This is a genomic window from Mesorhizobium sp. WSM4871 (assembly GCF_055811295.1).
Genome location: NZ_JBVVPU010000008.1, coordinates 252,219 through 275,279, shown reverse-complemented (window position 1 = coordinate 275,279; position 23,061 = coordinate 252,219). Strand labels below are relative to the sequence as shown.

General features: G+C 65.0%; 19 protein-coding genes. 7 read left to right on the top strand and 12 right to left on the bottom strand.

The genetic code is table 11. The features are described 5' to 3' along the window. Window positions 1-51: 51 nt before the first annotated feature. The 6 genes from AC0L2H_RS18490 to AC0L2H_RS18465 form a co-directional block, all read right to left on the bottom strand. Window positions 52-807: a hypothetical protein gene (locus AC0L2H_RS18490; RefSeq protein ID WP_473591545.1), complete on the bottom strand. Its 756-nt coding sequence runs from the start codon at window positions 805-807 to the stop codon at window positions 52-54. A 303-nt stretch (window positions 808-1,110) separates the two neighbouring features. Continuing rightward, complete coding sequence (locus AC0L2H_RS18485; protein WP_473591544.1) at window positions 1,111-3,186, bottom strand: 3-hydroxyacyl-CoA dehydrogenase NAD-binding domain-containing protein; 2,076 nt, start codon at window positions 3,184-3,186, stop codon at window positions 1,111-1,113. 350 nt (window positions 3,187-3,536) lie between these two features. Then, window positions 3,537-4,484 (bottom strand): ABC transporter permease, encoded by a 948-nt coding sequence (locus tag AC0L2H_RS18480; protein WP_473591543.1) that lies wholly within the window; start codon window positions 4,482-4,484, stop codon window positions 3,537-3,539. A gap of 3 nt (window positions 4,485-4,487) precedes the next feature. After that, window positions 4,488-5,468, bottom strand: a complete 981-nt coding sequence (locus AC0L2H_RS18475; RefSeq protein ID WP_473591542.1) for an ABC transporter permease — start codon at window positions 5,466-5,468, stop codon at window positions 4,488-4,490. Between the two features lies 1 nt (window position 5,469). Further along, window positions 5,470-6,936 carry a sugar ABC transporter ATP-binding protein gene (locus AC0L2H_RS18470; protein ID WP_473591541.1) on the bottom strand — a complete coding sequence of 489 codons (1,467 nt, stop codon included), beginning with the start codon at window positions 6,934-6,936 and terminating at the stop codon, window positions 5,470-5,472. A gap of 46 nt (window positions 6,937-6,982) precedes the next feature. Further along, a complete protein-coding gene (locus AC0L2H_RS18465; RefSeq protein ID WP_473591540.1) occupies window positions 6,983-7,996 on the bottom strand; it encodes a substrate-binding domain-containing protein in 1,014 nt (337 codons plus the stop codon). 208 nt (window positions 7,997-8,204) lie between these two features. Between AC0L2H_RS18465 and AC0L2H_RS18460 the strand changes: the two genes are divergently transcribed. From AC0L2H_RS18460 to AC0L2H_RS18430, 7 genes are all read left to right on the top strand, one after another. Beyond that, window positions 8,205-10,613 carry a glucan 1,4-alpha-glucosidase gene (locus AC0L2H_RS18460; protein ID WP_473591539.1) on the top strand — a complete coding sequence of 803 codons (2,409 nt, stop codon included), beginning with the start codon at window positions 8,205-8,207 and terminating at the stop codon, window positions 10,611-10,613. Between the two features lie 31 nt (window positions 10,614-10,644). Beyond that, window positions 10,645-11,658, top strand: a complete 1,014-nt coding sequence (gene gnd, locus AC0L2H_RS18455) for a phosphogluconate dehydrogenase (NAD(+)-dependent, decarboxylating) (RefSeq protein ID WP_473591538.1) — start codon at window positions 10,645-10,647, stop codon at window positions 11,656-11,658. 14 nt (window positions 11,659-11,672) lie between these two features. After that, window positions 11,673-13,049, top strand: a complete 1,377-nt coding sequence (gene zwf, locus AC0L2H_RS18450) for a glucose-6-phosphate dehydrogenase (RefSeq protein ID WP_473591537.1) — start codon at window positions 11,673-11,675, stop codon at window positions 13,047-13,049. Between the two features lie 19 nt (window positions 13,050-13,068). Then, window positions 13,069-13,773 (top strand): ROK family protein, encoded by a 705-nt coding sequence (locus tag AC0L2H_RS18445; RefSeq protein ID WP_473591536.1) that lies wholly within the window; start codon window positions 13,069-13,071, stop codon window positions 13,771-13,773. 147 nt (window positions 13,774-13,920) lie between these two features. Then, window positions 13,921-14,385 carry a Ros/MucR family transcriptional regulator gene (locus AC0L2H_RS18440; protein ID WP_473591535.1) on the top strand — a complete coding sequence of 155 codons (465 nt, stop codon included), beginning with the start codon at window positions 13,921-13,923 and terminating at the stop codon, window positions 14,383-14,385. Between the two features lie 67 nt (window positions 14,386-14,452). Continuing rightward, window positions 14,453-15,553 carry a pyridoxal phosphate-dependent aminotransferase gene (locus AC0L2H_RS18435; RefSeq protein WP_473591534.1) on the top strand — a complete coding sequence of 367 codons (1,101 nt, stop codon included), beginning with the start codon at window positions 14,453-14,455 and terminating at the stop codon, window positions 15,551-15,553. 151 nt (window positions 15,554-15,704) lie between these two features. Continuing rightward, entirely contained in the window at window positions 15,705-16,943 is a 1,239-nt protein-coding gene (locus tag AC0L2H_RS18430; protein ID WP_473591533.1) for an MFS transporter, read from the top strand. 11 nt (window positions 16,944-16,954) lie between these two features. Here the strand turns inward: AC0L2H_RS18430 and AC0L2H_RS18425 are convergent, their stop codons facing one another. From AC0L2H_RS18425 to hemC, 6 genes are all read right to left on the bottom strand, one after another. Next, window positions 16,955-17,665: a glutamine amidotransferase gene (locus tag AC0L2H_RS18425; RefSeq protein ID WP_473591532.1), complete on the bottom strand. Its 711-nt coding sequence runs from the start codon at window positions 17,663-17,665 to the stop codon at window positions 16,955-16,957. Between the two features lie 17 nt (window positions 17,666-17,682). Beyond that, the gene (locus tag AC0L2H_RS18420; RefSeq protein ID WP_473591531.1) at window positions 17,683-18,162 is read right to left on the bottom strand and encodes a tellurite resistance TerB family protein; all 480 of its coding nucleotides are present in this window, start codon (window positions 18,160-18,162) and stop codon (window positions 17,683-17,685) included. Window positions 18,163-18,205: 43 nt separating this feature from the next. Then, on the bottom strand, window positions 18,206-19,804 hold the full coding sequence (locus tag AC0L2H_RS18415) for a heme biosynthesis HemY N-terminal domain-containing protein (protein WP_473591530.1): 1,599 nt from the start codon (window positions 19,802-19,804) through the stop codon (window positions 18,206-18,208). Window positions 19,805-19,819: 15 nt separating this feature from the next. Further along, the gene (locus AC0L2H_RS18410) at window positions 19,820-21,325 is read right to left on the bottom strand and encodes a COG4223 family protein (protein ID WP_473591529.1); all 1,506 of its coding nucleotides are present in this window, start codon (window positions 21,323-21,325) and stop codon (window positions 19,820-19,822) included. A 90-nt stretch (window positions 21,326-21,415) separates the two neighbouring features. After that, the gene (locus AC0L2H_RS18405; RefSeq protein ID WP_473591528.1) at window positions 21,416-22,126 is read right to left on the bottom strand and encodes a uroporphyrinogen-III synthase; all 711 of its coding nucleotides are present in this window, start codon (window positions 22,124-22,126) and stop codon (window positions 21,416-21,418) included. Window position 22,127: 1 nt separating this feature from the next. Further along, window positions 22,128-23,054, bottom strand: a complete 927-nt coding sequence (gene hemC / locus AC0L2H_RS18400) for a hydroxymethylbilane synthase (RefSeq protein ID WP_473591527.1) — start codon at window positions 23,052-23,054, stop codon at window positions 22,128-22,130. Window positions 23,055-23,061 lie beyond the last annotated feature (7 nt).

Sequence of the window (23,061 nt, the reverse complement as noted above, 5' to 3'; positions counted from 1 at the left end):
AACCAGGCTGCATCTTCCTTGACTGGCTGCTGCCGTTTCGGCGGCGATTCGCTACGGCGTCGGTTGCATCGCGGCAGCTGTCTGGTCGATCTTGTCGGCAAGGACGCCCTGGGCCCAGGCCGTGACCTCGGCGTCGACGGGCTTGTTTGCCATGTCGGTCAGCGCCGCATCGAGCGATGCATCATCGGTGCCGACGGATGCCGCCTCAGCCGCGTCATCGGCGGCGTCGACCACCGCCTCCTGGGCGGTGACCTCGGCCTGCAGAGCCGATATCTTCCCAGGCAGGGCCGCCTGGTCCTCGGGCGACATGGCGGCAATCTGATCGGGCGTCAGCGACGTCAGCGCGCTCAACTGCGAATTCAGCGCATCCAGCTGAGCCTGGGCCGTGTCAGCCGCGGCCTGGGCGACCTTGGCTTTCGCGGACTGCGTCACGAAAGCCTGTATGGCAGCGAACTTCTTGCTCTTCGAGTTCATATAGGCATTGATGTTGCGTTGCAGCGAGTTCAGCCGGCCGAGTTTGGCGTGGATGTTCTTCTCCTTCTGCACGGACGAGACCTGCGTGGTCGTATCGACCGTGGTTTTCGCCTTGGCTGCCTGCCCCGGCGCCGACGACTTGCCGTGCGAAGCGCCGCTCTTGCCATTGCCATGGCCACTGTTTCCACCGTTGCCGCCGGCATGGCCGCCACCGCCGCCATGCCCGTTGCCACCGCCACCGCCGTGCCCGTTGCCGCCGGCTCCGGCGAGCGCGGGAGACGCCAGAAGCGCCAATGCGGCAAGCCCCGCGAACAGAGTCTTTCGATTTGTCATGGTAACCTCCTCGGGGAATCGCCACCCTTCGCCACAACCGCTAGGGAACCATCGTATGAGAAATCGCTAATTGTATAGAGCGAACTTTAGACAAATGCGGCACAACACGCGATCTCACAACCAAGTGCTGCATAACCGTTTGATATTAAACACAAATCGACGCCTTGAATCGCCGTGGTACTGAAGTCCTATGTCCGCCAGACCATAGTCCTATGGTCGGCCACAGCACGGGTTAGGGTCGTGGATGATGTGCCGGAAAGGTGTTGAACAAGAGGAGTCGATGACGAAAAGCACAGGCCTCGCTCAGGCGGTTTCGGCGCCGCTTCCCCACGAACCGGTCTCGGCCATCCGCTTGAGCAACGGAGCCGGCCTGAACACATCCTTGCCGGTCCGCTCGTGCCAATGGTCGAGCCGCGCGACGATCTTGTCCACCCCTTCGAGGCCGGCCCAGAACATCGGCCCGCCCTTGCCGACCGGAAAGCCGTAGCCATTGACCCAGACGACATCGATGTCGGAGGCGCGGGCGGCGATCTTCTCCTCCAGGATTTTGGCGCCCTCGTTGACCAGGGGATAGAGCGTGCGCTCGATGATCTCGTCAGCACCAATCGTGCGCGGTGCGATGCCCTTCTCCGTCGCCTTGGCGCGGATCAGCGCTTCGACACTCGGATTGGCTACCGGTATACGAGACCCATTCTCGTATAGGTAAAAGCCGCTGCCGGTCTTCTGGCCGAAGTGCCCTTGTTCGCAGAGCGTATCGGCAATCACCGCCGTCTGGCCGCGCGCCTTGCGATTGCGCCAGCCTATGTCGAGACCCGCAAGATCGCCCATCTGGAACGGCCCCATCGGCCAGCCGAAATCGGTGAACGCCCGGTCGATCTGGCTGGGGGTCGCGCCTTCGAGCAGCAGCGCCTCGGACTCGGCACCACGCGCGGCGAGCATCCGGTTGCCGACGAAACCATGGCAGACGCCGACGACGACCGGCACCTTGCCGATGCGCCGCGCCAGCTCGACAACCGTCGCAAGCGCATCGGGCGCGGTCTTCTCGGCGCGCACGATCTCCAGCAGCTTCATGACGTTTGCCGGCGAAAAGAAATGCAGGCCGAGCACATCCTGCGGCCGCGAGGTCGCGGCGGCGATTTCATTGACGTCGAGATAGGAGGTGTTGGTGGCGAGGATCGCGCCCGGTCTGGCCACTGCGTCGAGCCTGCCGAACACATCCTTCTTGACCGCCATCTCCTCGAACACCGCCTCGACGATCAGGTCGCAATCGGCGAGATCGCCATAATCCGTCGTGCCCTTGAACAGGCCGAGCCGCTGGCGCTTGGCCTCTTCGCTCAACGAGCCGCGCGCGACGGAAACGGCATAATTCTTGTCGATCGTCGCCAGCCCGCGATCCAGCGCCTCGCGGCTGGTTTCCAGCAGGGTCACGGGAAACCCGCCATTGGCGAAGGCCATGGCGATACCACCGCCCATCGTGCCGGCGCCGATGACGCCGATCCGAGCGATCCTGCGCCTGACGATATCCTTGCCGGGAATCTTTGCCGCCTCACGTTCGGCGAAGAACAGATGCCGCTGGGCGCGCGACTGGTCGCCACCCACCAGTTTCAGGAACAGCGCACGCTCCGCCGCCAGCGCTTCGTCGAAGGGCAGCGTGATGGCATTGCGCACCGCCTGCGCGCAGGCGATCGGTGCTTCGAGGCCCCGTGCCTTCTTGGCAAGCTCCGCAGCCTCGGCGTCGAAGCCCACCAGGTCGGTTTCCCCAAGCCCGTCGTTGCGATCGCGTACCGGCGTAAAGGGACCACCCTTGCGGGCGATTTCTCTGGTGAAGTTCACGGCATGCGTGATCAGATCGCCTTCGAAGACGGCATCGACGAAACCGGCGGCGTGCGCCTCATCCGCACCGATCGGCGAACCGGACACGATCATCCTGAGCGCTTTCACCGCGCCGACCAGGCGCGGCAGCCGCACCGTGCCGCCGCCGCCCGGCAGCAGGCCGAGTTTCACCTCGGGCAGGCCGAGCCTGGCGGCCGCATCCGCGACGCGGAAATGACAGCCGAGCGCCAGTTCCAGGCCGCCGCCGAGCGCTGTGCCGTGAATGGCGGCGACCGTCGGCTTGGCGATGGCCTCCAGCACGGCGATGATGGCGCGCAGGTCCGGCTGCTGCACCGGCTTGCCGAACTCGGTGATGTCGGCGCCGGCGACGAAGGTCCGCCCGGCGCAGGCGACCACGATGGCGTCGACCGAAGGCTCATCCCGCAAGGCAACCAGCGCCTGCATCAGCGGCTCGCGGACATGAAAGCTCAGCGCATTGACCGGTGGGTTATCGATGCTGACGACCGCGACGCCGCCATCCCTGGTAACGCTGACGAAGTTGGACACGCAAAACCTCTCGCAATGATGTGGGCGCCGATGGGATTTACAGGGCCGATGTCCAGATGGGAACCGGATGTTTTCACGCAGGCGATCCGGTCTTGCTGGTGAATCCTGCAAGTCCCACTGCAGCGAATGCAGATAATGAGAACTGCTGTGACCCTTCGCGCCCACCTCTGCCCTGCCGGGCATCTCCCCCACGAGGGGGGAGATTGCGCGCTCAGCCGCTTTCGCTATTCTCCAGCGTTGCAAAATGAGCGCAGCGCCGAAGCTGCCGATCTCCCCCCTTGAGGGGGAGATGTCCGGCAGGACAGAGGGGGGTGCTGTCCCGCCAGCCTTCGCAGCTTGCGCCGTTACGATTAGCGCAGCGCCTTCTGCCCACCCGCTGCCGTAATCACACCGACGATAATCAGCCCGGTCAACAACAGCCGGACGCCGGCGCTGACGCCGAATGTGTTGAGCATGGTCAAAAGCAGTACCAGGAACAGCGCCGCGCCCCAGACGCCCGGCACATTGGCCTTGCCGCCCGCCACCGACGTGCCGCCGATGACGACCACGGCGATCGAGGCCAGCAGATATTCATTGCCGATATCGACATTGGCGCCGCGGAAATAGCCGGCGAGCAGCGCCCCGTCGAGACCACCGAGCGCACCGGACAGCGTGTAGGTGAGGAAGCGGATGCGGCCGACATTGATGCCGGCCAGCCACGCGGCGCGGATGTTCTGGCCGATCGCCAGCACCGAGCGGCCATAGATCATGCGCTGCAGCGCGATCGCGGCACCTATGGTGAACAGCACCGTGAGGATCGCCAGAACCGGAATGCCTAGAATCTGCCAGTTGGTGAAATCGGCAAAGCCCGGCGGCGGCTTGATCTGCAGGCCGCGCCCATAGCTGATGTCGATCGACTGGATGATGAAGCTGGCCGACAGGGTGGCGATGATCGGCGGAATGCGTAGCGCCCAGATCAGGAGATAGTTGGCGGCGCCGATCGCCATGCCGCAGGCGAGTGCTGCGAGCAGGCCGACGGCGATCATCGCGTCATTGCCGTCCATGACCTTCATGGCCACCGCGCTGGCAAGGCCGATGTTGGCCGGCAGCGACAGGTCGACATTGCCCGGCCCGAGCGTGATGACGAACATCTGGCCGACGCCGACGATGACGGTGAAGACGGCAAGCGAAAGGGCTGCCGTGATCATGCCGCCGCCGCCATAGCCGCCGGTGAAGGCGATGGTCGCCAGCCATACCAGCAAGGCGCCGATGAACGACCAGATCCAGGGTTTGGCGAGCAGCAATCGCAGCGAAGCCATCGCTCACCTCTCCCTGCGGCTGATCAGCACCCGGGCCGCCAGCACGATGATCAGGATGGCGCCGTTGGCCGCCACCTGCCAGTCGGGCGGAATGTGCATGAAGGTCAATAATGGCGAGGCGGCGAGCGCCAGCGTCAGCGCCCCGAGCACCGCGCCGATCGGCGACACCCGGCCACCGACGAATTCACCGCCGCCAAGGATGACGCCGGCGATCGCCAGCAGCGTATAGCCATTGCCGATATTGGCGTCGGCCGAGGTGGTGATGCCGATCAGCGCCATGCCGGACAGCACGCCGAACAGGCCGGCCAGCGCAAATAGCACGATCTTGGTGCGAAGCAGCGACCAGCCGGCGCGTTCGAGTGCCGCTGCATTGCCGCCCGAACCGCGCAGGATCACGCCATAGGAGGTGCGCATCAGCCCGAAATGGACGACCGCTGCGATCAGCAATGCGGCGATGATCGGGAACGGAATCAAAGGCGGCTTGAAGGCCATCAGCGACAGCAGCCAGTCCGGCGCCTTGCCGCCGGGTTTCGGCAGGACGAGGATGGCCAGTCCCTGCCAGACGAAGCTCATGCCCAGCGTCACCACGATCGAGGGCAGATTGCGCAGGTGGATCAGCGCGCCGAGCAGCGCATAGACGCCGATCGATCCGAGCAGGATCAGGACGCCGATGAGCGGCGCATCCTTCAGCCATGTCGCCGTGACGCAGCCGACGAAACCGACAAAGGTGCCGATCGAGAGATCGAGCTCATTGCCGGCGATGACGAACATCTGCGCGATCGTCGCCAGCGCGATCGGGATCGCCAGGTTGAGCATCAGGCTGAAGCCGAAATAGCTGATGGCGCGCGGGTTGAGCCAGGCGATCGCCAGCAGCACCAGCACCAGCGACAGGGCCGGCAGCAGGCCGCGCAGCATGCGCGCCCGCGCCAGCTTGTCGCGCTCGGCAGACCCCCTGAGCCCACTCTCGACGGATGCCGCCGTCATCTCAGGCCGCGTCGCCGAATGAGGATTGGATGATCTTTTCCTCCGTCAGCTCGTCGCGGCGAAGATTGGCGACGATCCGGCCGTTCTTGAAAACATAGATATGGTCGCAATTGTCGAGCTCTTCGGTTTCGGTTGTGTACCAGAGGAAGGTGCGGCCGTTGCGAGCCTCTTCGCGCACCAGGTCGTAGACCTCAAGCTTGGTGCCGATATCGACGCCGCGCATCGGGTCGTCCATCAGCACGATCCCGGCGTCGGAACCAAGCGCCCGGGCAAACAGCGCCTTCTGCTGGTTGCCGCCGGACAGCGAGAAGATGTTATTGTTCATGTCGGGTGTGCGGATGCCGATTTTCTCGCGCCAGAAACTAGCGAGTTCGGCTTCGCGCCGCGGCGAGATCAAGAGGCCGCTGCGCAGTCGCGCCAGCGAGCGGATGCCGATGTTCTCAGCAATCGACCATTGCGGGAAGATCCCGTCCGACTGGCGGTCGCCGGCCACCAGCGCCACCGGCGCGGTGACCTCGATGCCGGTTCTGGCCCGCGACGCCGCGGCAAAGATCGCCAGCAGCAGATCGGTCTGGCCATGGCCGGCAAGTCCGGCCAGCCCGATGATCTCGCCGGCATGCGCCACAAGCTCCTTGCCATCCTCCTGCCTGGCCGGCCGCGCCCGCACCCGCAGAGGCCCGGCCTCCGGCCTGCTGGCGGTCCCGGCCACAGCCTTCTCGCGCGCTTCCGCGCCGCCCATGGCCGTGACCAGCCTGTCGCGATCGAAGGCCTTCGCCGCATCGGACGCGACGATCTTGCCGTCGCGCATCACCACGATGCGGTCGGCATTGCCGAGCACCTCGCCCAGCAGATGCGAGATCAGGATGCAGCTTTTGCCGCTGGCGACGAAGCGCCGGACGAAGGCCAGCAACTGGCCTGCCGTATGCGCGTCGAGCGAGGACGTCGGTTCGTCGAGGATGACCAGGTCGAGCGGATCCTGCGTCACCGTGAAGGCGCGCGCCACCTCCACCATCTGCCGCCTGCCGATGGAAAGGTCGCCGGCAATGTCGGCGGCCGAGATGCTGTGGCCAGGGAAGATCTCGTCGAGCTTGGCGGTGATGAGATCGGCCGCCTTGCGCCGCCAGCCGAAGCCGCTGAGCGAGGCATGGTTGATGCGCGTGTTTTCAGCGACACTGAGATTGGGGCAGAGCGACAGTTCCTGGAACACGCAGCGTATGCCGAGCTCAAGCGCGCGCGGCACCGAATAGTGGTCCTCGATGCCGCCACGCACGGCGATCCGGCCGCTGTCGGGCATCAGCGTGCCCGCCACCATATGCATCAGCGTCGATTTGCCCGCGCCATTGTGGCCGACGAGACCGACGCATTCGCCGGCGCCGACATGAAAGTCGACGCCGGCAAGCGCGCGGACGGCGCCGAAATGTTTTTCGGCGCCGTCCAGTCTGATGATGTCGGTGTTCGCCTTGAGCATGCTCAACGATATCCGGTCGGCGATGCCGGCGGCAACATGTCCGCCATTACTTGATGTTGGCTTTGATGGCCGCGATCGCGTCTTCCTGACTGTATTCGTGCGTGGCGACGCCACCCTCCTTGATTTTCGGCAGCGCGGCCTCGAAATCGTCCTGGGTGAAGGCGAGATACGGCACCAGAAGATCGTGCGGGATATCGGTGCGACCGTCGAGCACCTGCTGCGCCACCCAGAAGGCAAGCGACGACACGCCAGGCGCGATCGAAGCCGACCAGGTCTGGTAGCCATCCTTGTCCTTCTGCTCCTTCCACCACTTCAGCTCATCCTGGCGGTTGCCCATGATGATGGTCGGGCGCGGCTTGCCGGCGGCGGCGAAGGCCTGTGCCGCGCCGTAGCCGTCGCCACCCTGGTCGACGATGCCGACGATCTCGGGCAATGACGGCAGGATCGTCGCGACGGCTTTCTGCGCCGTTGTCTGGTCCCAGTCGCCGGTGACCGAGCCGACGATCTTGAACTCGGGATGGGCGGCGACGCCTTCCAGGATACCGGCATGGATGGCGTCATCGATCGAGGTGCCGGCAAGGCCGCGGATCTCCAGCAGATTGCCGCCCTTCGGCTGGAACTTGGCCATCTGCTCGACTTCCTGCCTGCCCATGTCTTTGAAGTCGACGACCACGCGGTAGGCGCAGGGTTCGGTGACGATGCCGTCGAATGAAACGACGACGATGCCGGCATCGCAGGCCTGTTTGATGGCGCCGTTGAGCGCATCGGGCGAGGCGGCGTTGATGACGATCGCGTCATAGCCCTGCAGGATCAGGTTCTGCACCTGCGCCGCCTGGGTCGGCACTTCCTTGTCGGCCGTGGTGAAGACGTCGGCGGCGGCGACCACCTTGTCCTCGACCGCCTTCTTGGTGACGATGCCGTAGCTGTCAAGCATCGCCTGGCGCCACGAATTGCCGGCATAATTGTTGGAGAAAGCGATTTTCTTGTCGCTGGTGTCGGCAAGCGCGGTGCCTGACGCTAGCATCGCCGCGAATGCACCCAAAACAAGCATTTTCTTCATGTCATACTCCTCCCTGAGTGTTGGTCTTAAGTGACTGCTGATGGCGGTTAAAAATCCACGTCTCTGTTTTTTATCTATTGTCAGACAAATGCAGATGGCTCGCAAGCTGTCAACCGCAATACGAGCTGGATTGGCGATCAACTCTCGGTGCAAAGATTGAAAAGCCCTCGGCTCATGGGCTAGGGAAGAGGCCGGAGGCCAAAATCGGATGGCAGTGACGCCGACAGTTGCGCCGGGCGCGCCCGGAATTCCGGCGCGCTGGACTTCAAGCGCCAAGAGCGGTGTCGGCACCGCGCTTTCGCTGGCCAGCCGTGTCTGGTTCACGATCAGCCACGGCATCCTCAACGAGATCTACTATCCCCATCTCGACAGCGCCTGCACGCGCGATATGGGGCTGATCGTCACCGGCCCCGGCGGCTATTTCTCCGAGGAAAAGCGCGATGCCGAGCATGCTATCGAACCATTCGAGGACGGCGTGCCCGCCTACAAACTGTTGAACACAGCGGCCGACGGCGCGTACCGGATCGAAAAGCGGATCATTACGGATCCGAAACGCCCCACTTTGCTGCAGGAAATCGCCTTCACGCCGCTGAAGGGCGGAGCTTTTGACCACAGCGTCTATGCGCTGCTGGCGCCGCATCTCGTCAACGCCGGCATGGGCAATTCCGCCTGGGTCGGCGACCACGAGGGAAAGACTGTCCTGTTCGCCTCGGGGCGCGGTGTCTGCCTGGCGCTCGCTTCCTCGCTGCCCTGGGGCACGTGCTCCGCCGGCTATGTCGGCTTCTCCGACGGCTGGCAGCAATTGCAGAACGGCGGCCGGCTCGATCCGGCCTGCCAAAGGGCTGAGGACGGCAACGTGGCGCTGACCGGCGAGATCGGCTTTTCGGCCGGGAACCCGAAGGTCTTGCTGGCGCTGGGCTTTGGCGCGACGCCGCAAGAGGCGGCGGAGGTCGCCTTCGCCAGCTTGGAGCAAGGCTTCGAGGTCGCCGCCAGGGCCTATGTCGAGAAATGGCGCAAATGGCAGGCGGGATTGCTGCCGCTCGACCGGCACACGGCGTCCGGGCTCAACAGCTACCGCGTCAGCACGGCGGTTCTGGCGGCGCATCGGTCGATCGCCACGCCGGGTGCTGCCGTCGCCAGCCTGTCGATCCCCTGGGGTTTCAACAAGGGTGACGACGATCTCGGCGGCTATCATCTGGTGTGGCCGCGCGACCTGGTCGAAACCGCCGGCGGCTTTCTGGCCGCCGGCGACCCTGAACAGGCGCTGGAGATTCTCGGCTATCTCCGCTCCATCCAGCAGCCCGACGGCCATTGGCCGCAGAACGCCTGGCTCAACGGGTCGGCCTATTGGCCCGGCATCCAGATGGACGAATGTGCCTTTCCATTGCTGCTTGCCGACGCGTTGCGCCGCGCCGGCCACCTGCCGCGCGCCAAACTGACGGCCTTCATGCCGATGATCGAGCGGGCTGCTTCCTATGTCCTGCGCAATGGCCCCGTCACCGGCGAGGACCGCTGGGAGGAGGATGCCGGCTACAGCCCGTTCACGCTGGCCGTCGAAATATCGGCACTGCTCGCCGCTGCCGACATGTTCGACGCCTGCGATAATCATCAACCGGCAAACTATCTTCGCGAAACCGCCGATGTCTGGAACGACCAGATCGAGCGCTGGACCTATGTCACCGGCACATCCCTCTGTGAAGAGGTCGGCGTCAGCGGCTACTACGTCCGTATCGCGCCACGCGACGCCGCGGGCGCTGCGTCGCCAAAGGACGGCTACGTGCCGATCAAGAACCGGCCGCCTGGCGATACCGACCGGCCGGCCGAGGCGATCGTCAGCCCGGACGCGCTGGCGCTGGTTCGCTTCGGCCTGAGAGCCGCCGATGATCCGCGCATCGTCGACACGCTGAAAATCATCGACGTCACACTGCGCTGCGAGCTGCCGCAAGGGCCGGTCTGGTACCGCTATACCGGCGACGGCTACGGCGAACATGAAGATGGCGCGCCCTTCGACGGCACCGGCCAGGGCCGCGCCTGGCCGCTGTTGACTGGCGAGCGCGCCCATTACGAGCTGGCCGCGGGGCGCAAGGGCGGAGCGGCAAGTCTGCTCCAGGCGCTCGAGGCCTCGGCCGGGCATGGTGGCCTGCTGCCGGAACAGGTCTGGGATGGCCCCGACATGCCGGAACGCGAATTGCGGCGCGGCGGGCCGTCTGGCAGTGCCATGCCGCTGGTCTGGGCGCATTCGGAGCATATCAAATTGCTGCGTTCGCTGCGCGACGGCGCGGTCTTCGACATGCCGCCGCAGGGCGTGAAGCGCTATATCAAGGACAACACAGTGTCGCCGTTGCGGACATGGCGCTTCAACCACAAAGTCCGCACTATACCCGTCGGCAAGGTGCTGCGGCTTGAACTGCTGGCGCCGGCGATCGTCCATTGGAGCCGCGACGACTGGGCGACCGCCCAGGACAGCCGGACCACCGGGAACGCCTTTGGCATCCATCTCACGGATCTGCCGGTTGCCGACGCTCCGCCGGGCACGACGATCGTCTTCACTTTTCTCTGGTCCGATGCCGGCCGATGGGAGAATGTCAACTTTTCCGTCGGCATCGACAGCCAGTGATTTCGATTCCTCAAACGATCGGGACAAGACCATGCAGATAGGAATGATGGGACTGGGCAGGATGGGCGCCAATATGGTGCGGCGCCTGCTGCGCGATGGCCACGAATGCGTCGTCTACGACATCAACCCGGCCAGCGTCGCGGCTCTGGTCAAGGATGGCGCGATCGGCGCCGCTTCCATGGAGGAGTTTGTCGGCAAGCTGACCAAGCCGCGCAGCGCCTGGCTGATGCTGCCGGCGGCGATCACCGGCAAGATCGCCGATCAGGTGGCGGCGCTGATGGAGCCCGGCGACATCATCATCGACGGCGGCAATTCCTATTACCACGACGCCGTCGACCAGGCCGCTGAGCTCGCGGCCAAGGGCCTGCACTATGTCGATGTCGGCACCAGCGGCGGCGTCTGGGGCCTCGAGCGCGGCTACTGCCTGATGATCGGCGGCCCCGATAGCGCGGTCCAGCATCTCGATCCGATCTTCGCGACGCTGGCGCCGGGCGCCGACGCCGGCGCCACCCCGACCAAGGATGCCGGAACCGCGCCCTTCGGTTATCTCCATTGCGGGCCGAGCGGCGCCGGCCATTTCGTCAAGATGGTCCATAACGGCATCGAATACGGTGTCATGGCCGCCTATGCCGAGGGCATGAACATCCTGAAGTCGGCGAATGCGGGCAAGCGGAAGCGCACGGCGGACGCCGAGACCAGCCCACTGGAAAACCCGCAATACTACCAGTTCGACATCGACCTTGCCGAGGTGGCCGAGGTCTGGCGGCACGGCAGCGTCATCGGCTCGTGGTTGCTTGACCTGACGGCCGGCGCGCTGAAGAGCGATTCCGCGCTGACCCAGTTCGGCGGCCGGGTTTCGGATTCCGGCGAAGGCCGCTGGACGCTGAAAGCGGCCATCGACACCGGCGTGCCGGCGCCGGTGCTGTCCTCGGCGCTGTTCGATCGCTTTTCCTCGCAAGGCGAATCCGAATTCGCCGACAAGCTGTTGTCCGCCATGCGCTTTGCCTTCGGCGGCCATGTCGAGAAGCCGAAGACCGGCGTGTGAGCGGAGAAGACAGGATGAGCCAGGAACGGTCCGACACGCTGGTGCTTTTCGGGGCAACCGGCGATCTCGCCCACAAGAAGATATTTCCCGCACTCTACCAGATGGTCGCCAAGGGCAGCCTCACCGAGCCGGTAATCGGCGTCGCCTTCGACCCTTGGGATCTCGGCAAGCTGCAGGCGCGTGCACGTGACGGCATCGTCAACGCCATCGGCAAGATCGACGAAAAGATCTTCGCCAAATTCGCCTCGCAATTGCGCTATGTCAGCGGCGATTACCGCGACGGGGCGACCTTCGACAAGCTGAAGACTGCGCTTGGATCGGCGCAGCGGCCACTCCACTACATGGCGGTGCCGCCGACCATGTTCGAGACCGTCGTCCAGGGCCTGGAGCAATCCGGCACGGCGCATGGCGCGCGGCTGATGATCGAAAAGCCCTTCGGCCACGATCTGCAATCGGCGCGCTGGCTGAACCGGGTGCTGCATCTGGTGTTCGACGAGCAGTCGATCTTCCGCATCGACCATTATCTCGGCAAGGAAGCGATCCAGAACCTGCTCTATTTCCGCTTCGCCAATTCCTTCCTCGAGCCGATCTGGAACCGCAACTACGTCGAGAGCGTGCAGATCACCATGGCCGAGGATTTCGGCGTCGAGGGTCGCGGCCGCTTCTACGACGAGGTCGGCTGTATCAGGGACGTCATCGAGAACCATCTCCTCAACATCCTGCTGCTGCTCGCCATGGAGCCGCCGGTCGGGCGCTCGGCCGACGACCTGATCGACGAGAAGGTGCAGGTGCTGCGAGCCATCCGCACGCTGACCAGGGACGATGTCGTGCGCGGTCAATTCAAGGGCTATCTCGCCGAGCCCGGTGTCGTGCCGAACTCGCCAGTCGAGACCTTCGCGGCGGTGCGCTTCCTCGTCGACACCTGGCGCTGGCGGGATGTGCCCTTCTTCATCCGCGCCGGCAAGAACATGCCGGTGCATGCCACGGAAGTGATCGTACGGCTGAAGCGGCCGCCGCTCGACGTCTTCGACCCGATCAAGCCAGGCGACGCCAACCACGTCCGTTTCCGCATCAACCCGCAAGTGGCGATCTCGATCGGCGCCCAGCGCAAGCAGCCCGGCGACGACATGATCGGCGAACAGGTCGAACTGACCGCGCTCGACGACTCGAAAGGCGACATGCCGCCCTATGAGCGGCTGATCGGCGACGCCATGAACGGCAATCGACAGTTGTTCACCCGCCAGGATGCCAGCGAGCTCGCCTGGCGCATCGTCGGCCCGGTGCTTGGCGACACGACGCCGCCGCATGTCTATGAGCCCAAGACCTGGGGCCCGGAAGACGCCATGAACGGTTTCGGTCCGCCGAATGGCTGGATCAACCCATCGAAATAAGTCCCGGAGAGACAAAGAGATGGCCAAGACGGCAAAGCCGGCCGCGGCGAATAGCGAAAAGATCGTACTGTCGATCGACATTGGCGGCTCTCACGTCAAGATCCTGACCAGCGCCGGCGGCGAGGAGCGCCGCGCCGATTCCGGACCCGGCCTGACGCCGCAACAGATGATCCAAGCGGTGAAGACACTGGCAAAGGATTTGCCGTACGATGCCGTCTCGATCGGCTATCCCGGCCCGGTGAACCACAACAGGCCGCTGATGGACCCCGCCAATCTCGGCAAGGGCTGGGCCGGCTTTGATTTCGCGGCGGCGTTCGGCAAGCCGGTGAAAGTCGTCAACGACGCGCTGATGCAGGCCATCGGCAGCTATGAGGGCGGCCGCATGCTGTTTCTCGGCCTGGGCACCGGCCTGGGCGCGGCGATGATCGTCGACAATGTCGCCCAGCCGATGGAGCTTGCGCATCTGCCTTACAGGAAGGGCGGCAGTTTCGAGGATTACGTCGGCGAACGCGGGCTGGAAAAGCGCGGTAAGAAGAAATGGCGCAAACACGTATTCGACGTGGTCGATCGGCTACGCGTCGCCATGCAACCCGATTACGTGGTCATCGGCGGCGGCAATGTCGACAAACTTGACGAATTGCCGGTTGATTCCAGACGCGGCGACAACACGCGCGCCTTTGAAGGCGGATTTCGACTGTGGCGCGACAAATCACTGATCGTCTGATATTGTGACGGCCCGCGTCAGGCCTGTTGATCTGGTCCTGCCGTTAGTATTGTTATTCAAAATAATGTGTGACGTGGCGCGGCGTCATTGCATTGCGCGGATTTGCCGACTAGGAATTCTGCCACCCCCACGGATGGAGAAAATAGATTGACCGACGATAGCAACGCCGCTCGCAAGGACATTGACCTTCTCGAGCTGACCGCCCACATCGTGTCCGCCTACGTCGAAAAGAACCGCTTGCCCGCTTCCGGCCTCGGCGATCTCATCGCCAGCGTCAGTGCCTCGATAGGCGGGCTCGGACAACCCGCCGTTCCGGCTCCGGTACCATTGACGCCCGCGGTCAATCCCAAGAAGTCCGTGACGCCGGATTTCATCATCTGCCTCGAAGACGGCAAGAAGTTCAAATCGCTGAAGCGTCATATCGGCGTTCATTTCGGACTGACGCCGGACGCCTATCGCGCCAAATGGGGCTTGCCGTCCGACTATCCGATGGTCGCTCCCAACTATGCGGCATCGCGCTCGCAACTGGCGAAGGCAATCGGCCTTGGCCGCAAGGCCGCCCCGCCGCCGGCGCCCGTAAAAAAGACGAGGAAATCCAAGACCACGGCCTGACCAAGGCGAGAGCGGATTTAGTCGTTCTGCCGACGATCTCGCGTCGGCGGACGGGGGGAGCGCGGCCATGAACTACACCAGGATGGTGATCGAGAAAGAGGCGCCGGAGGAATACGGCTATGACCGTATCCGCTTCAACCTCTCCGAAAGCTCGATCGCCGACCAGAAGCTTTCCGATATCGGCCTGTCGTTGCCCGACCTTACGCTTTTCTATGGCGAGCACCGGGGCGACAAGGATTTGCGGGTGCTGATAGCGGCGCAGGACGAGGGGCTTTCGCCCGACGACGTGCTGGTCACCGCCGGTGCCGCGGGCGCGCTGTTCATCATCTCGACAGCGCTGTTGTCCGAACGCGATCACCTCGTCGTCGTCAGGCCCAATTACGCCACCAACATCGAGACGCCCAAGGCGATCGGCTGCGCCATCTCCTATGTCGATCTGGACTTCGACGAGGGCTTCGCCGTCGACGTCGAGCGTGTCGCGGCCCAGATGCGACCAGACACCCGTCTGATCAGCGTTACTTGCCCGCACAACCCGACCGGCACGATGATGAGCCAGGCCGACCTCGATGCGCTGGTGGGCCTCGCTGAAAGCCGCAACTGCCATCTGCTCGTCGACGAGACCTATCGCGATCTCTCCTATGGACGGCGCCTGCCTTCGGCGGCGTCGCTGAGCGCACGGGCGATCAGTGTCTCGTCGCTATCCAAGGCCTTCGGCATTCCCGGCATCCGCATCGGCTGGCTGGTCACAAGGGATACAGCGCTTCAGGAACAATTCCTCGCCGCCAAGGAACAGATCGGCATCTGCGGCAGCGTCATCGACGAGGCCATCGCACGCAGCATGCTCCAGCGCCGCGACGATTTCCTGGCGGCGCTGCTGCCGCAGATGGCGAAGCGGCGCGACATCGTCCAGGCCTGGATCGACCGCGAGCCGCTGGTCGACTGGGTCCGCCCGCAAGGCGGCGTCGTCGGCTTCCCACGCCTCAATGTCGAAGCCGGTTTCGATCTCGACCGCTTCTATGTGAACCTGCTGGAGAACCATGGCACCTATGTCGGACCCGGCCACTGGTTCGACATGCCGAAGCGCTTCTTCCGTGTCGGGTTCGGCTGGCCGAAGGAGGCCGAATTAAGGGGCGGCCTCGACGCCATTTCCGCCGCGCTGCGGCAGTAATTTTTCTCATGTGATCGGCCATGCGAGCCGAAAATCCTTGATCCAGCGTCGATTTTGGCGCACATCCCCCGCGAACTTGTCAAGTTCCATTGGTCGGACCAGCGCCCATCGTGGAAGTGCCCCGCCGACATCGCAACGGGGCCTATACTCCATGACAGCCGAACAAACCTCACCCGACCAGCGCTATGCCGCCTTCCGGCACAGAGCATTCCTGAGCTATTGGGCGGCGCGCTTCCTCACCACTTTCGCGACCATGATCGTCTCCGTCGCGGTCGGTTGGCAGGTCTATGACCTGACGCGCGATCCTTTCGATCTCGGCATTGTCGGCATCGTCCAGTTCCTGCCGTCGCTGCTTCTGGTGCTGGTCACCGGTGTCGTCGCCGACCGCTTCGGCCGCCGTCTGATCATGGCGCTGTCGACATTGGTCGAGGCCGCCTGCGCGCTCGTCCTGCTGTATTTGACGCTGCGCGGTCTCGTCAGTCCGCTGCCGATCTTCGTGGTGCTCGCTTTGTTCGGCGTGGCGCGCGCCTTTTACGGACCGGCCTCGTCCTCGCTGTTTGCAAATCTGGTGCCGCCGGAGGATTTCGGCAACGCCATTGCCTGGAACTCGTCCGCCTGGCAGACGGCGACCATTGTCGGCCCGGTTGCCGGCGGCCTGCTCTATGGTCTTTCGGCCGAAGTCGCATACGCCACCGCCGCCGTCCTGATGGCGGTGGCCGCCCTGCTGGTCTTCACCATTCCGAAGCCGGCCCAACGAACCGCCACCGACAAGCCGTCGATGGAGACGCTGTTTGCCGGCTTCCGCTACATCTGGGGCGAGAAGATCGTGCTCGGCGCCATCTCGCTCGACCTCTTCGCCGTGCTTCTGTCCGGCGCCTCGGCGTTGCTGCCGGTCTATGCGCGCGATATCCTCGAACTCGGCCCCTGGGGCCTTGGCCTGCTGCGCTCGGCGCCGGGAATTGGCGCCATCTGCGTCGCGGTCTGGCTGGCCGGACACCCGATCCGCAACCATGCGGGCGTGATCATGCTCGGCTTCGTCGCGGCGTTCGGCGCCTTCACCGTGCTGTTCGGCCTGTCGACCATCACCTGGCTGTCGATTGTCGCACTCGCTTTCCTCGGCGCCACCGACATGTTCAGCGTCTATATCCGGGAGACGCTGATCCAGTTGTGGACGCCGGACGAGGTGCGCGGCCGCGTCAACGCCGTCAACCAGGTCTTCGTCGGCGCCTCCAATGAGGTCGGCGAATTTCGCGCCGGCACCATGGCGGCGTTGATCGGCACGGTGCCGGCGGTGGTGATCGGCGGTGTCGGCGCCGTGATCGTCGCGGGATTGTGGGCGGTGCTGTTCCCGCAATTGCGCAAGGTGCGCCACCTCGACGGGCGAAACTGACGCGGACCTCCCTATCGCGTTGCCGGCTTGCCGAAGATCGTCTGCAGGAATTCGCCGAGCCAGCGTTTGAGATGCATGTCCCAGATCAGCCGGCCGCCGAGATGGTCGCGGCCGGGCTGGGCGCCGGGCAGTTCGAAGCGATGCGCGCCGCGCACCACCCAGCGCTGCATCATCGCCCTGGTCAATTCGCCATGGAACTGGATGCCCCAGGCATTGTCGCCATAGCGGAAGGCCTGGTTGGGATAGGTGTCGGCCGTTGCCAAGAGCGTCGCATCCTTCGGCAGCGAAAAGCCCTCGCGATGGAACTGGTAGACCATCTCGGGCCAGTGCATCAGCTCGCGGCCCGCCTCCGTCGCCTTCAGCGGATACCAGCCGATCTCGACCAGTCCCTCGCCATGACCCTCGACCTTGCCGCCGAGATGGTTGACCAGCATCTGGGCGCCGAGGCAGATGCCGAGGAAAGGCCGGTTCTCCCTCAGCGGAACGTTCAGCCAGTCGGTCTCGCGGCGGACGAACTCGTCCTCGTCATTGGCGCTCATTGGCCCGCCGAACACCACCGCGCCGGCATGGCCGTCCAGCGTTTCCGGCAAGGTATCGCCGAGCGGCGGGCGGCGCATGTCGAGGTCGAAACCTTCCTCGATCAGCATATGGCCAACACGTCCGGGGCTCGAATTCTCCTGATGCAGCACGATCAGGATCTTTGGCCTTGGACTTCGCGGCATGCTCGGGCTCGTCCTGTCTACTCGTCGCTCGATGTTCCGGTGGCGCCCGGCGCTTGCGCCGCCGCCTTGCGGCGCGCCTCAACGCGATCGCGGCGGTCGACGCCGATCAGCTCGGCGACGCGCCAGACGGTGTTGTCCTCGAGCTCATGCAGCTCGCCGTCGGCATAGACGATCTCCCACATCAGGCCGATGAAGGCCTTGCGCGCATCCGCGTCGAGATGGCGCTTCAGCACGCTGGTGAAGGCGTAGAGGTCGATCGCCTCATTGTCGGCGCGCTCGCCGGCCGCGGCCAGCGCCTCGAGTTCGTCGCCGCTGATCGAATAGGTCTCGGCCAGCACCTCCTTGAACCGCTCCCACTCGACATCCTGGCGCACGCCGTCGGCGCTCATCACATGGTAGAGCAGGGCCGAGGCGGCAATGCGCGGGTCATCGCCATTGTTGCGAGCGCCGCCGCCAGCCGGCAGATCCCTCAGAAATGACAGAACACGTTCGAACATATGGCTATTCCCAACAGACCGGAATGATCAATTTCAGGCCAGATCAAAACAAACGGAACCGGCGTGGCGATTTTTCCTTGTCGTCCGGATCGACGCCGGGATCGTCAGGAAGCCGGGCCAGTTCCTCGGCCGGCTCGACACCTTCGGCATCCTCCGGCACGGCGGCAAAGGCCGCTGCCGTGACCGGCGCGACCTGATCCTTGTTTCGTTCCGACGCCGCGCTGGTGGCGACGGTTGGCTCTTCGGCCGGAATAGACGGCGTCAGCTCGATCATCTTTTCCTTCGCCGGCTTCTCTGGCGCCGCAATGCTCGGCGCCTCCGGCCTGTCCTCGTCGCTGTCGATGAGCTGGCCGAGCCGCTCCATCGGCGCGCGCCATTCGAAGGCGTCGAGCTTGCCGGTGATCGGCGACACCGGCGCCCAGCGTTCGGAGACGACGCCATCGGCAACCCAGGCCGGATCGCGCGGTGCGCGCACCGCCTTGGACAAAAGCTGGCGCACCTTGCCCTGGTCGCCGGTCTCGGCTTCCTCGATATCGGCCAGCAGCAGATAGGCGCCCTCGCGACGATCCATGCGGATGGCAGCCTCCGCCTCCTGGCGCGCCGTCTTGTAATCCTGCGCGTCGACCGCGGCGCGCGCCACCGTCAGCGAGGATTCGGCATGGTTCTTCTTCATCTCCTGCAGCTTCCTGGCCCGGCTCAGGCGGTCGAGCACGGCATCGGCGGGCCGGGCGTGCGTGTAGAGCTCGGCGATCTCGGGATGCGGCTCGGCCTTCCATGCCGCTTCGAGGATCTTCGAGCCCTTGCGCATGTCGTTCTGCCTGAACAGCGCCTTGGCGGCGGCGACCGCCGCCGGCGCGAAATCGGGCCGCAGCCGGTTGGCCTCCAGCGCCGCGGTCCTGGCGGCGTCGGGATCGCTGTCGGCCAGCGCCTGCGCCTTGGCGGTGAGCAGCACGGCGCGACGGCGGTTGGCGGCGTCGCGCTCGATCTGTCGCGTCGATTTCTGCGCCTCGACCAGCTTCAGCGCACCGTCCCAGTCGCCGCGACCGGTCAGGTCCTCCAGTGTCGATTCGGCCGCCCAGGCCAGTTGCGGCGCCATGACGGCGGCGCGCCCGGCATAGTGCCGTGCCGCGTTGCGGTCGCCGAGGCGTTCGGCCTCCAGATAAAGCCCGCGCAGGCCGAGCAGCCGCATTTCGGGATCGTCGAGCATGGTCTCGAACTTCTCACGCGCGCCCTCATGGTCGCCTTCGAGCAGCGATGCCTGCGCCTCCAGCAGATGGATCAGCGGCTCCTGGTCGGAGCGGATCAGCTTTGCCGCTTCCTTGGTCTTCTTGCGGGCCAGCGCACCGTCGCCGGCGCCGGCGGCGATCATGCCGGTCGACAGCGCTTGATAGCCACGGTCGCGGCGGCGCACGCGAAGGTAACGCGAGATGGTGTAGGGGCTGTTCCACAGCGACTTGATCAGCCACCAGACGATCATCACCGCGGCAACGACGGCAACCACCGCCACCGCCGCCACCATCAGGCTGACCTGATACTGATAGCCGCTGAAGGTGACGACCATCTCGCCCGGCCGGTCGGCCAGCCAGGCGAAGCCGAGCCCGAGCGCGAAGACGACGGCGAGGAAAAAGAGAATGCGGATCATCTTGTTTTCCTCATCTCACGCCTTCATTGCCCCGGCGATAAGCGAATCGATTTGCGTCTCGACCTCGATGCGCGCCTTCAGTTTGCCGGCAAAGTCAGCGCCGGCGGCTTTGACCGCTTCCGGCAGCGTGGCGTATTCGCTGAGCGCCTTGGCGTAGTCGCCCTGGTCGACCGCCACCTCCATGCGCGCCACGGTTTCCGGCGCGCCAGCGCCTTCGACGGCACCGATCGGCCTGACCTTGACCAGCGATTCGGCGCTGGACAAAAGGTTCTGCAGGAAGCCGGCATTCTGGTCGACAGGCGTTGCCGCAGTGACCATGGCATTGGCCGCGGCCTCCATTTCGGCGGCGATATCGGCGCGCTTCGGAACGCCCTTTTCGGCATAGGGCCGTAGCGCGGCCAGCTCCGGCGCATCCGGCGAGATCGCCGCGAAGGTCTCGAGCTCGGCGGCGAACGGCGCGCCACGGTCGAGCGCCGCCTTCAGCGCCGACGCCGCTATGGCGAGCGCGATCTTCGGCTGCGAGGACTGCGCCTCGACCTTGCCTGAAAGCTGCGACACCGATTGGTCCAGCGCGGCAAGCCGGCCTTCCTGCGCCGTCGCCGCCTCGCCGGCGGATTTCAGCGCCGCATCGAGCCCGGCCAGCTTTTCGTTCAGCGGGCCGAGATCGACCGGCGCCGCATTGCCGGCCTGGCCAAGTGCCGCGACCGCCGTCTCGATCTGCTTGACCTTGTCGCCCAGCGCCGCAAGCCCGGCAGTGTCGCCTGCTCCGCCCTGCTCGACCGCCGATTTGAGCGCCGCGACATCCGTCTTGACCTGATCCAGCGCCGACGCCAGCCCGTCCACCTTGGCCGATGCGTCGCTGCTGCCAGCCGTCTCCTTTAGCCCGGCGATCTCGCTCCTCAGCGAAGCGATTTCGCCATTGACGCCATCAAGCGACACTGTGCCTGCATTAGAGCCCGGCGCGCCGAGCAGGCCGGCAAACTGCAGCCCGCCCGCCCCGGCGAGCGCAATGACACCGCCGATGATGCCGGCAGCGATGCCGTTGATGCCGCCACGCTTCGGCTGCGTTGCCATGTCCGCGTTCCTCGTCTGGGTTGTTTTCGGCGCGTCTTCGGTAGTGCGGGACTCTGTTCCACTGGCCCCGGTCTCGCTGGCTTTGCCGGTCGCGTCATCGAAACCGTAGTCGAAAGCGCGGTTCGGCGGCGCGTCCGAGCCAGCCGGATAGGGAAGCTCCGAGTCTCCGGGACCCTTTGTTCCGATAGCCTCCTGCCCGGCCTGCGTCGCATCGGCATGCTCCCACGGCTCGAGGTCGGTCTGGTCGGCATGCACCGGCTCTTCGGGCATTTCCGGTTGCGACGCATTCGCCGCCTCCTCCGCCTTCGCCTCGTCGGTCTGCGCCGCATCGCCCACTGCTTTGGCCGCATCCTCCTCGACGATGCGCGAGACGGAGCCAGGCTCGAGTTCGATGGTCACCGGCTCGCGACGGCTTTTCGAATGTCGCATCTTCGGCGTCTTGACCATGCTTGGGCTCCGCAAAATCCGCTTCGGGATGGTTCAGGATGGGTCTAGCACATCACCAAGCGGTGAAAAGGGGCGGTGTGATGACGCGGCTCAGCGCCGCTGCCGCAAAAGCGCCAGCAGCGCCTCTTCGCTGGGCTCTTTCGCAATCTGCATTCTTTCGCTGGAAATATCCCCAAGCGCCGCGGCAATACGCCCTGACAAGGTCAAAAAGCGAGCTTTTTTAAAAAGCTGGTTCAGCTTTGGTCGCTCGATCATGGTCCGCATCGCTGCCGCTGCCTTGGCCGAATAAAGCAGGGCCGTCCCGACCGGCTGGCCGGCCAGCCGCTCGATGATATCAGCGTCGGAACAGTCCAGCGCAATGGTGTCGTAAGTCTCGATGGCGCGGACATGCACCGCAGCCGCCTCGAGCCGCTCCTCGAAGGTGGCAAAGCGCACGCGGCCGCAGAGATAGGCGATCGTCTTGCCGGACAGGCTGCCCGCAAGCGCATCGGCCAGCGCTTCGGCATTGCCCGACCCTTCGCTGACGGACACAAACCCGGCCTCCCGCGCGGCCTGCGCCGTCCGTCTGCCGACGGCATGGCAAGGCAAGACGGCGAGCGCCGCAGTCAACGCCTTCGGCGCATGGCGCAGCGCATTGGCGCTGGTGACCGCAACGGCCACGGCATCGTCCGGAACCGCGCCGACATCGACCGAAACCGTTTCGGTCAGCGGCAGCAGGATCGGCTTAAAACCCATGTCCCGCAGTTGCCGTGCGGTGCGCGACGCCCCCGGTTCCGGTCTCGTTACCAGAACGCGGACCATGTCAGGCCCAGCCGTCGAAGAATTTCTCGCCGGCCTTGGTCCGCACCGTCCCGGCTGCGTCCGCACCGATCAGCGCTGCATCCCCGGCCGGACCTTGCGCCTTGACCTCATGCCAGTCCATGCCATCCGGCGAGATGATCAATCCGGCGAAGGACAGTATCCCACCTGATATCGTCGCATGGCCGGCGATCGGCGTGCGGCAGGATCCGTCGAGCGCCGCGAGGAAGGCGCGCTCGCAGGCCAGCGCCTGGCCGGTCGGTATGTCATGGACCGCTGCCAGCATCTTTTCCGCCTCCCGGTCGCCGATGCGGGTTTCAATGCCGATCGCGCCTTGCCCGGGCGCCGGTGGAAAGAGATCGAGCGGCATCAGGTCGGTGACGACATGTTCGAGCCCGAGCCGCTTCAGCCCGGCATAGGCCAAAATGGTACCGTCGGCGATGCCTTCGTCCAGCTTGCGCAGCCGCGTCTGCACATTGCCGCGAAACATCACCACGTCGAGATCGGGCCGCATGCGCCGGATCAGCGCCTGGCGCCTGAGCGACGACGAGCCGACCTTGGCGCCTTGCGGCAGGTCGGCAATCGCCTTCGCCGCGTTGCCGATGAAAGCGTCGCGCGCATCCTCGCGCGGCAGGAAGGCGCTGAGTTCCAGCCCGTCGGGCAACAGCGTCGGCATGTCCTTGGACGAATGCACGGCGATGTCGATGCGGCGCTCGAGCAGCGCCTCCTCGATCTCCTTGGTGAACAGGCCCTTGCCGCCGGCTTCCGACAGCGGCCGGTCCTGGATACGGTCGCCGCTGGTCGAGATGACGACGATCTCGAACGCCTCAGCCGGCATGTCATGCGCCGCCATCAGCCGCGCCTGCGTTTCCTGCGCCTGCGCAAGCGCCAACGGGCTGCCGCGTGTTCCGATTTTCAAGGTTGTTTGCATGGCGCGC

Coding starts and splice junctions, on each gene's coding strand:
- AC0L2H_RS18490 (WP_473591545.1), bottom strand. CDS start 807: ATGACAAATCGAAAGACTCTGTTCGCGGGGCTTGCCGCATTGGCGCTT.
- AC0L2H_RS18480 (WP_473591543.1), bottom strand. CDS start 4,484: ATGGCTTCGCTGCGATTGCTGCTCGCCAAACCCTGGATCTGGTCGTTC.
- AC0L2H_RS18475 (WP_473591542.1), bottom strand. CDS start 5,468: ATGACGGCGGCATCCGTCGAGAGTGGGCTCAGGGGGTCTGCCGAGCGC.
- AC0L2H_RS18470 (WP_473591541.1), bottom strand. CDS start 6,936: ATGCTCAAGGCGAACACCGACATCATCAGACTGGACGGCGCCGAAAAA.
- AC0L2H_RS18465 (WP_473591540.1), bottom strand. CDS start 7,996: ATGAAGAAAATGCTTGTTTTGGGTGCATTCGCGGCGATGCTAGCGTCA.
- AC0L2H_RS18460 (WP_473591539.1), top strand. CDS start 8,205: ATGGCAGTGACGCCGACAGTTGCGCCGGGCGCGCCCGGAATTCCGGCG.
- gnd (WP_473591538.1), top strand. CDS start 10,645: ATGCAGATAGGAATGATGGGACTGGGCAGGATGGGCGCCAATATGGTG.
- zwf (WP_473591537.1), top strand. CDS start 11,673: ATGAGCCAGGAACGGTCCGACACGCTGGTGCTTTTCGGGGCAACCGGC.
- AC0L2H_RS18445 (WP_473591536.1), top strand. CDS start 13,069: ATGGCCAAGACGGCAAAGCCGGCCGCGGCGAATAGCGAAAAGATCGTA.
- AC0L2H_RS18435 (WP_473591534.1), top strand. CDS start 14,453: ATGAACTACACCAGGATGGTGATCGAGAAAGAGGCGCCGGAGGAATAC.
- AC0L2H_RS18430 (WP_473591533.1), top strand. CDS start 15,705: ATGACAGCCGAACAAACCTCACCCGACCAGCGCTATGCCGCCTTCCGG.
- AC0L2H_RS18425 (WP_473591532.1), bottom strand. CDS start 17,665: ATGCCGCGAAGTCCAAGGCCAAAGATCCTGATCGTGCTGCATCAGGAG.
- AC0L2H_RS18420 (WP_473591531.1), bottom strand. CDS start 18,162: ATGTTCGAACGTGTTCTGTCATTTCTGAGGGATCTGCCGGCTGGCGGC.
- AC0L2H_RS18415 (WP_473591530.1), bottom strand. CDS start 19,804: ATGATCCGCATTCTCTTTTTCCTCGCCGTCGTCTTCGCGCTCGGGCTC.
- AC0L2H_RS18410 (WP_473591529.1), bottom strand. CDS start 21,325: ATGGTCAAGACGCCGAAGATGCGACATTCGAAAAGCCGTCGCGAGCCG.
- AC0L2H_RS18405 (WP_473591528.1), bottom strand. CDS start 22,126: ATGGTCCGCGTTCTGGTAACGAGACCGGAACCGGGGGCGTCGCGCACC.
- hemC (WP_473591527.1), bottom strand. CDS start 23,054: ATGCAAACAACCTTGAAAATCGGAACACGCGGCAGCCCGTTGGCGCTT.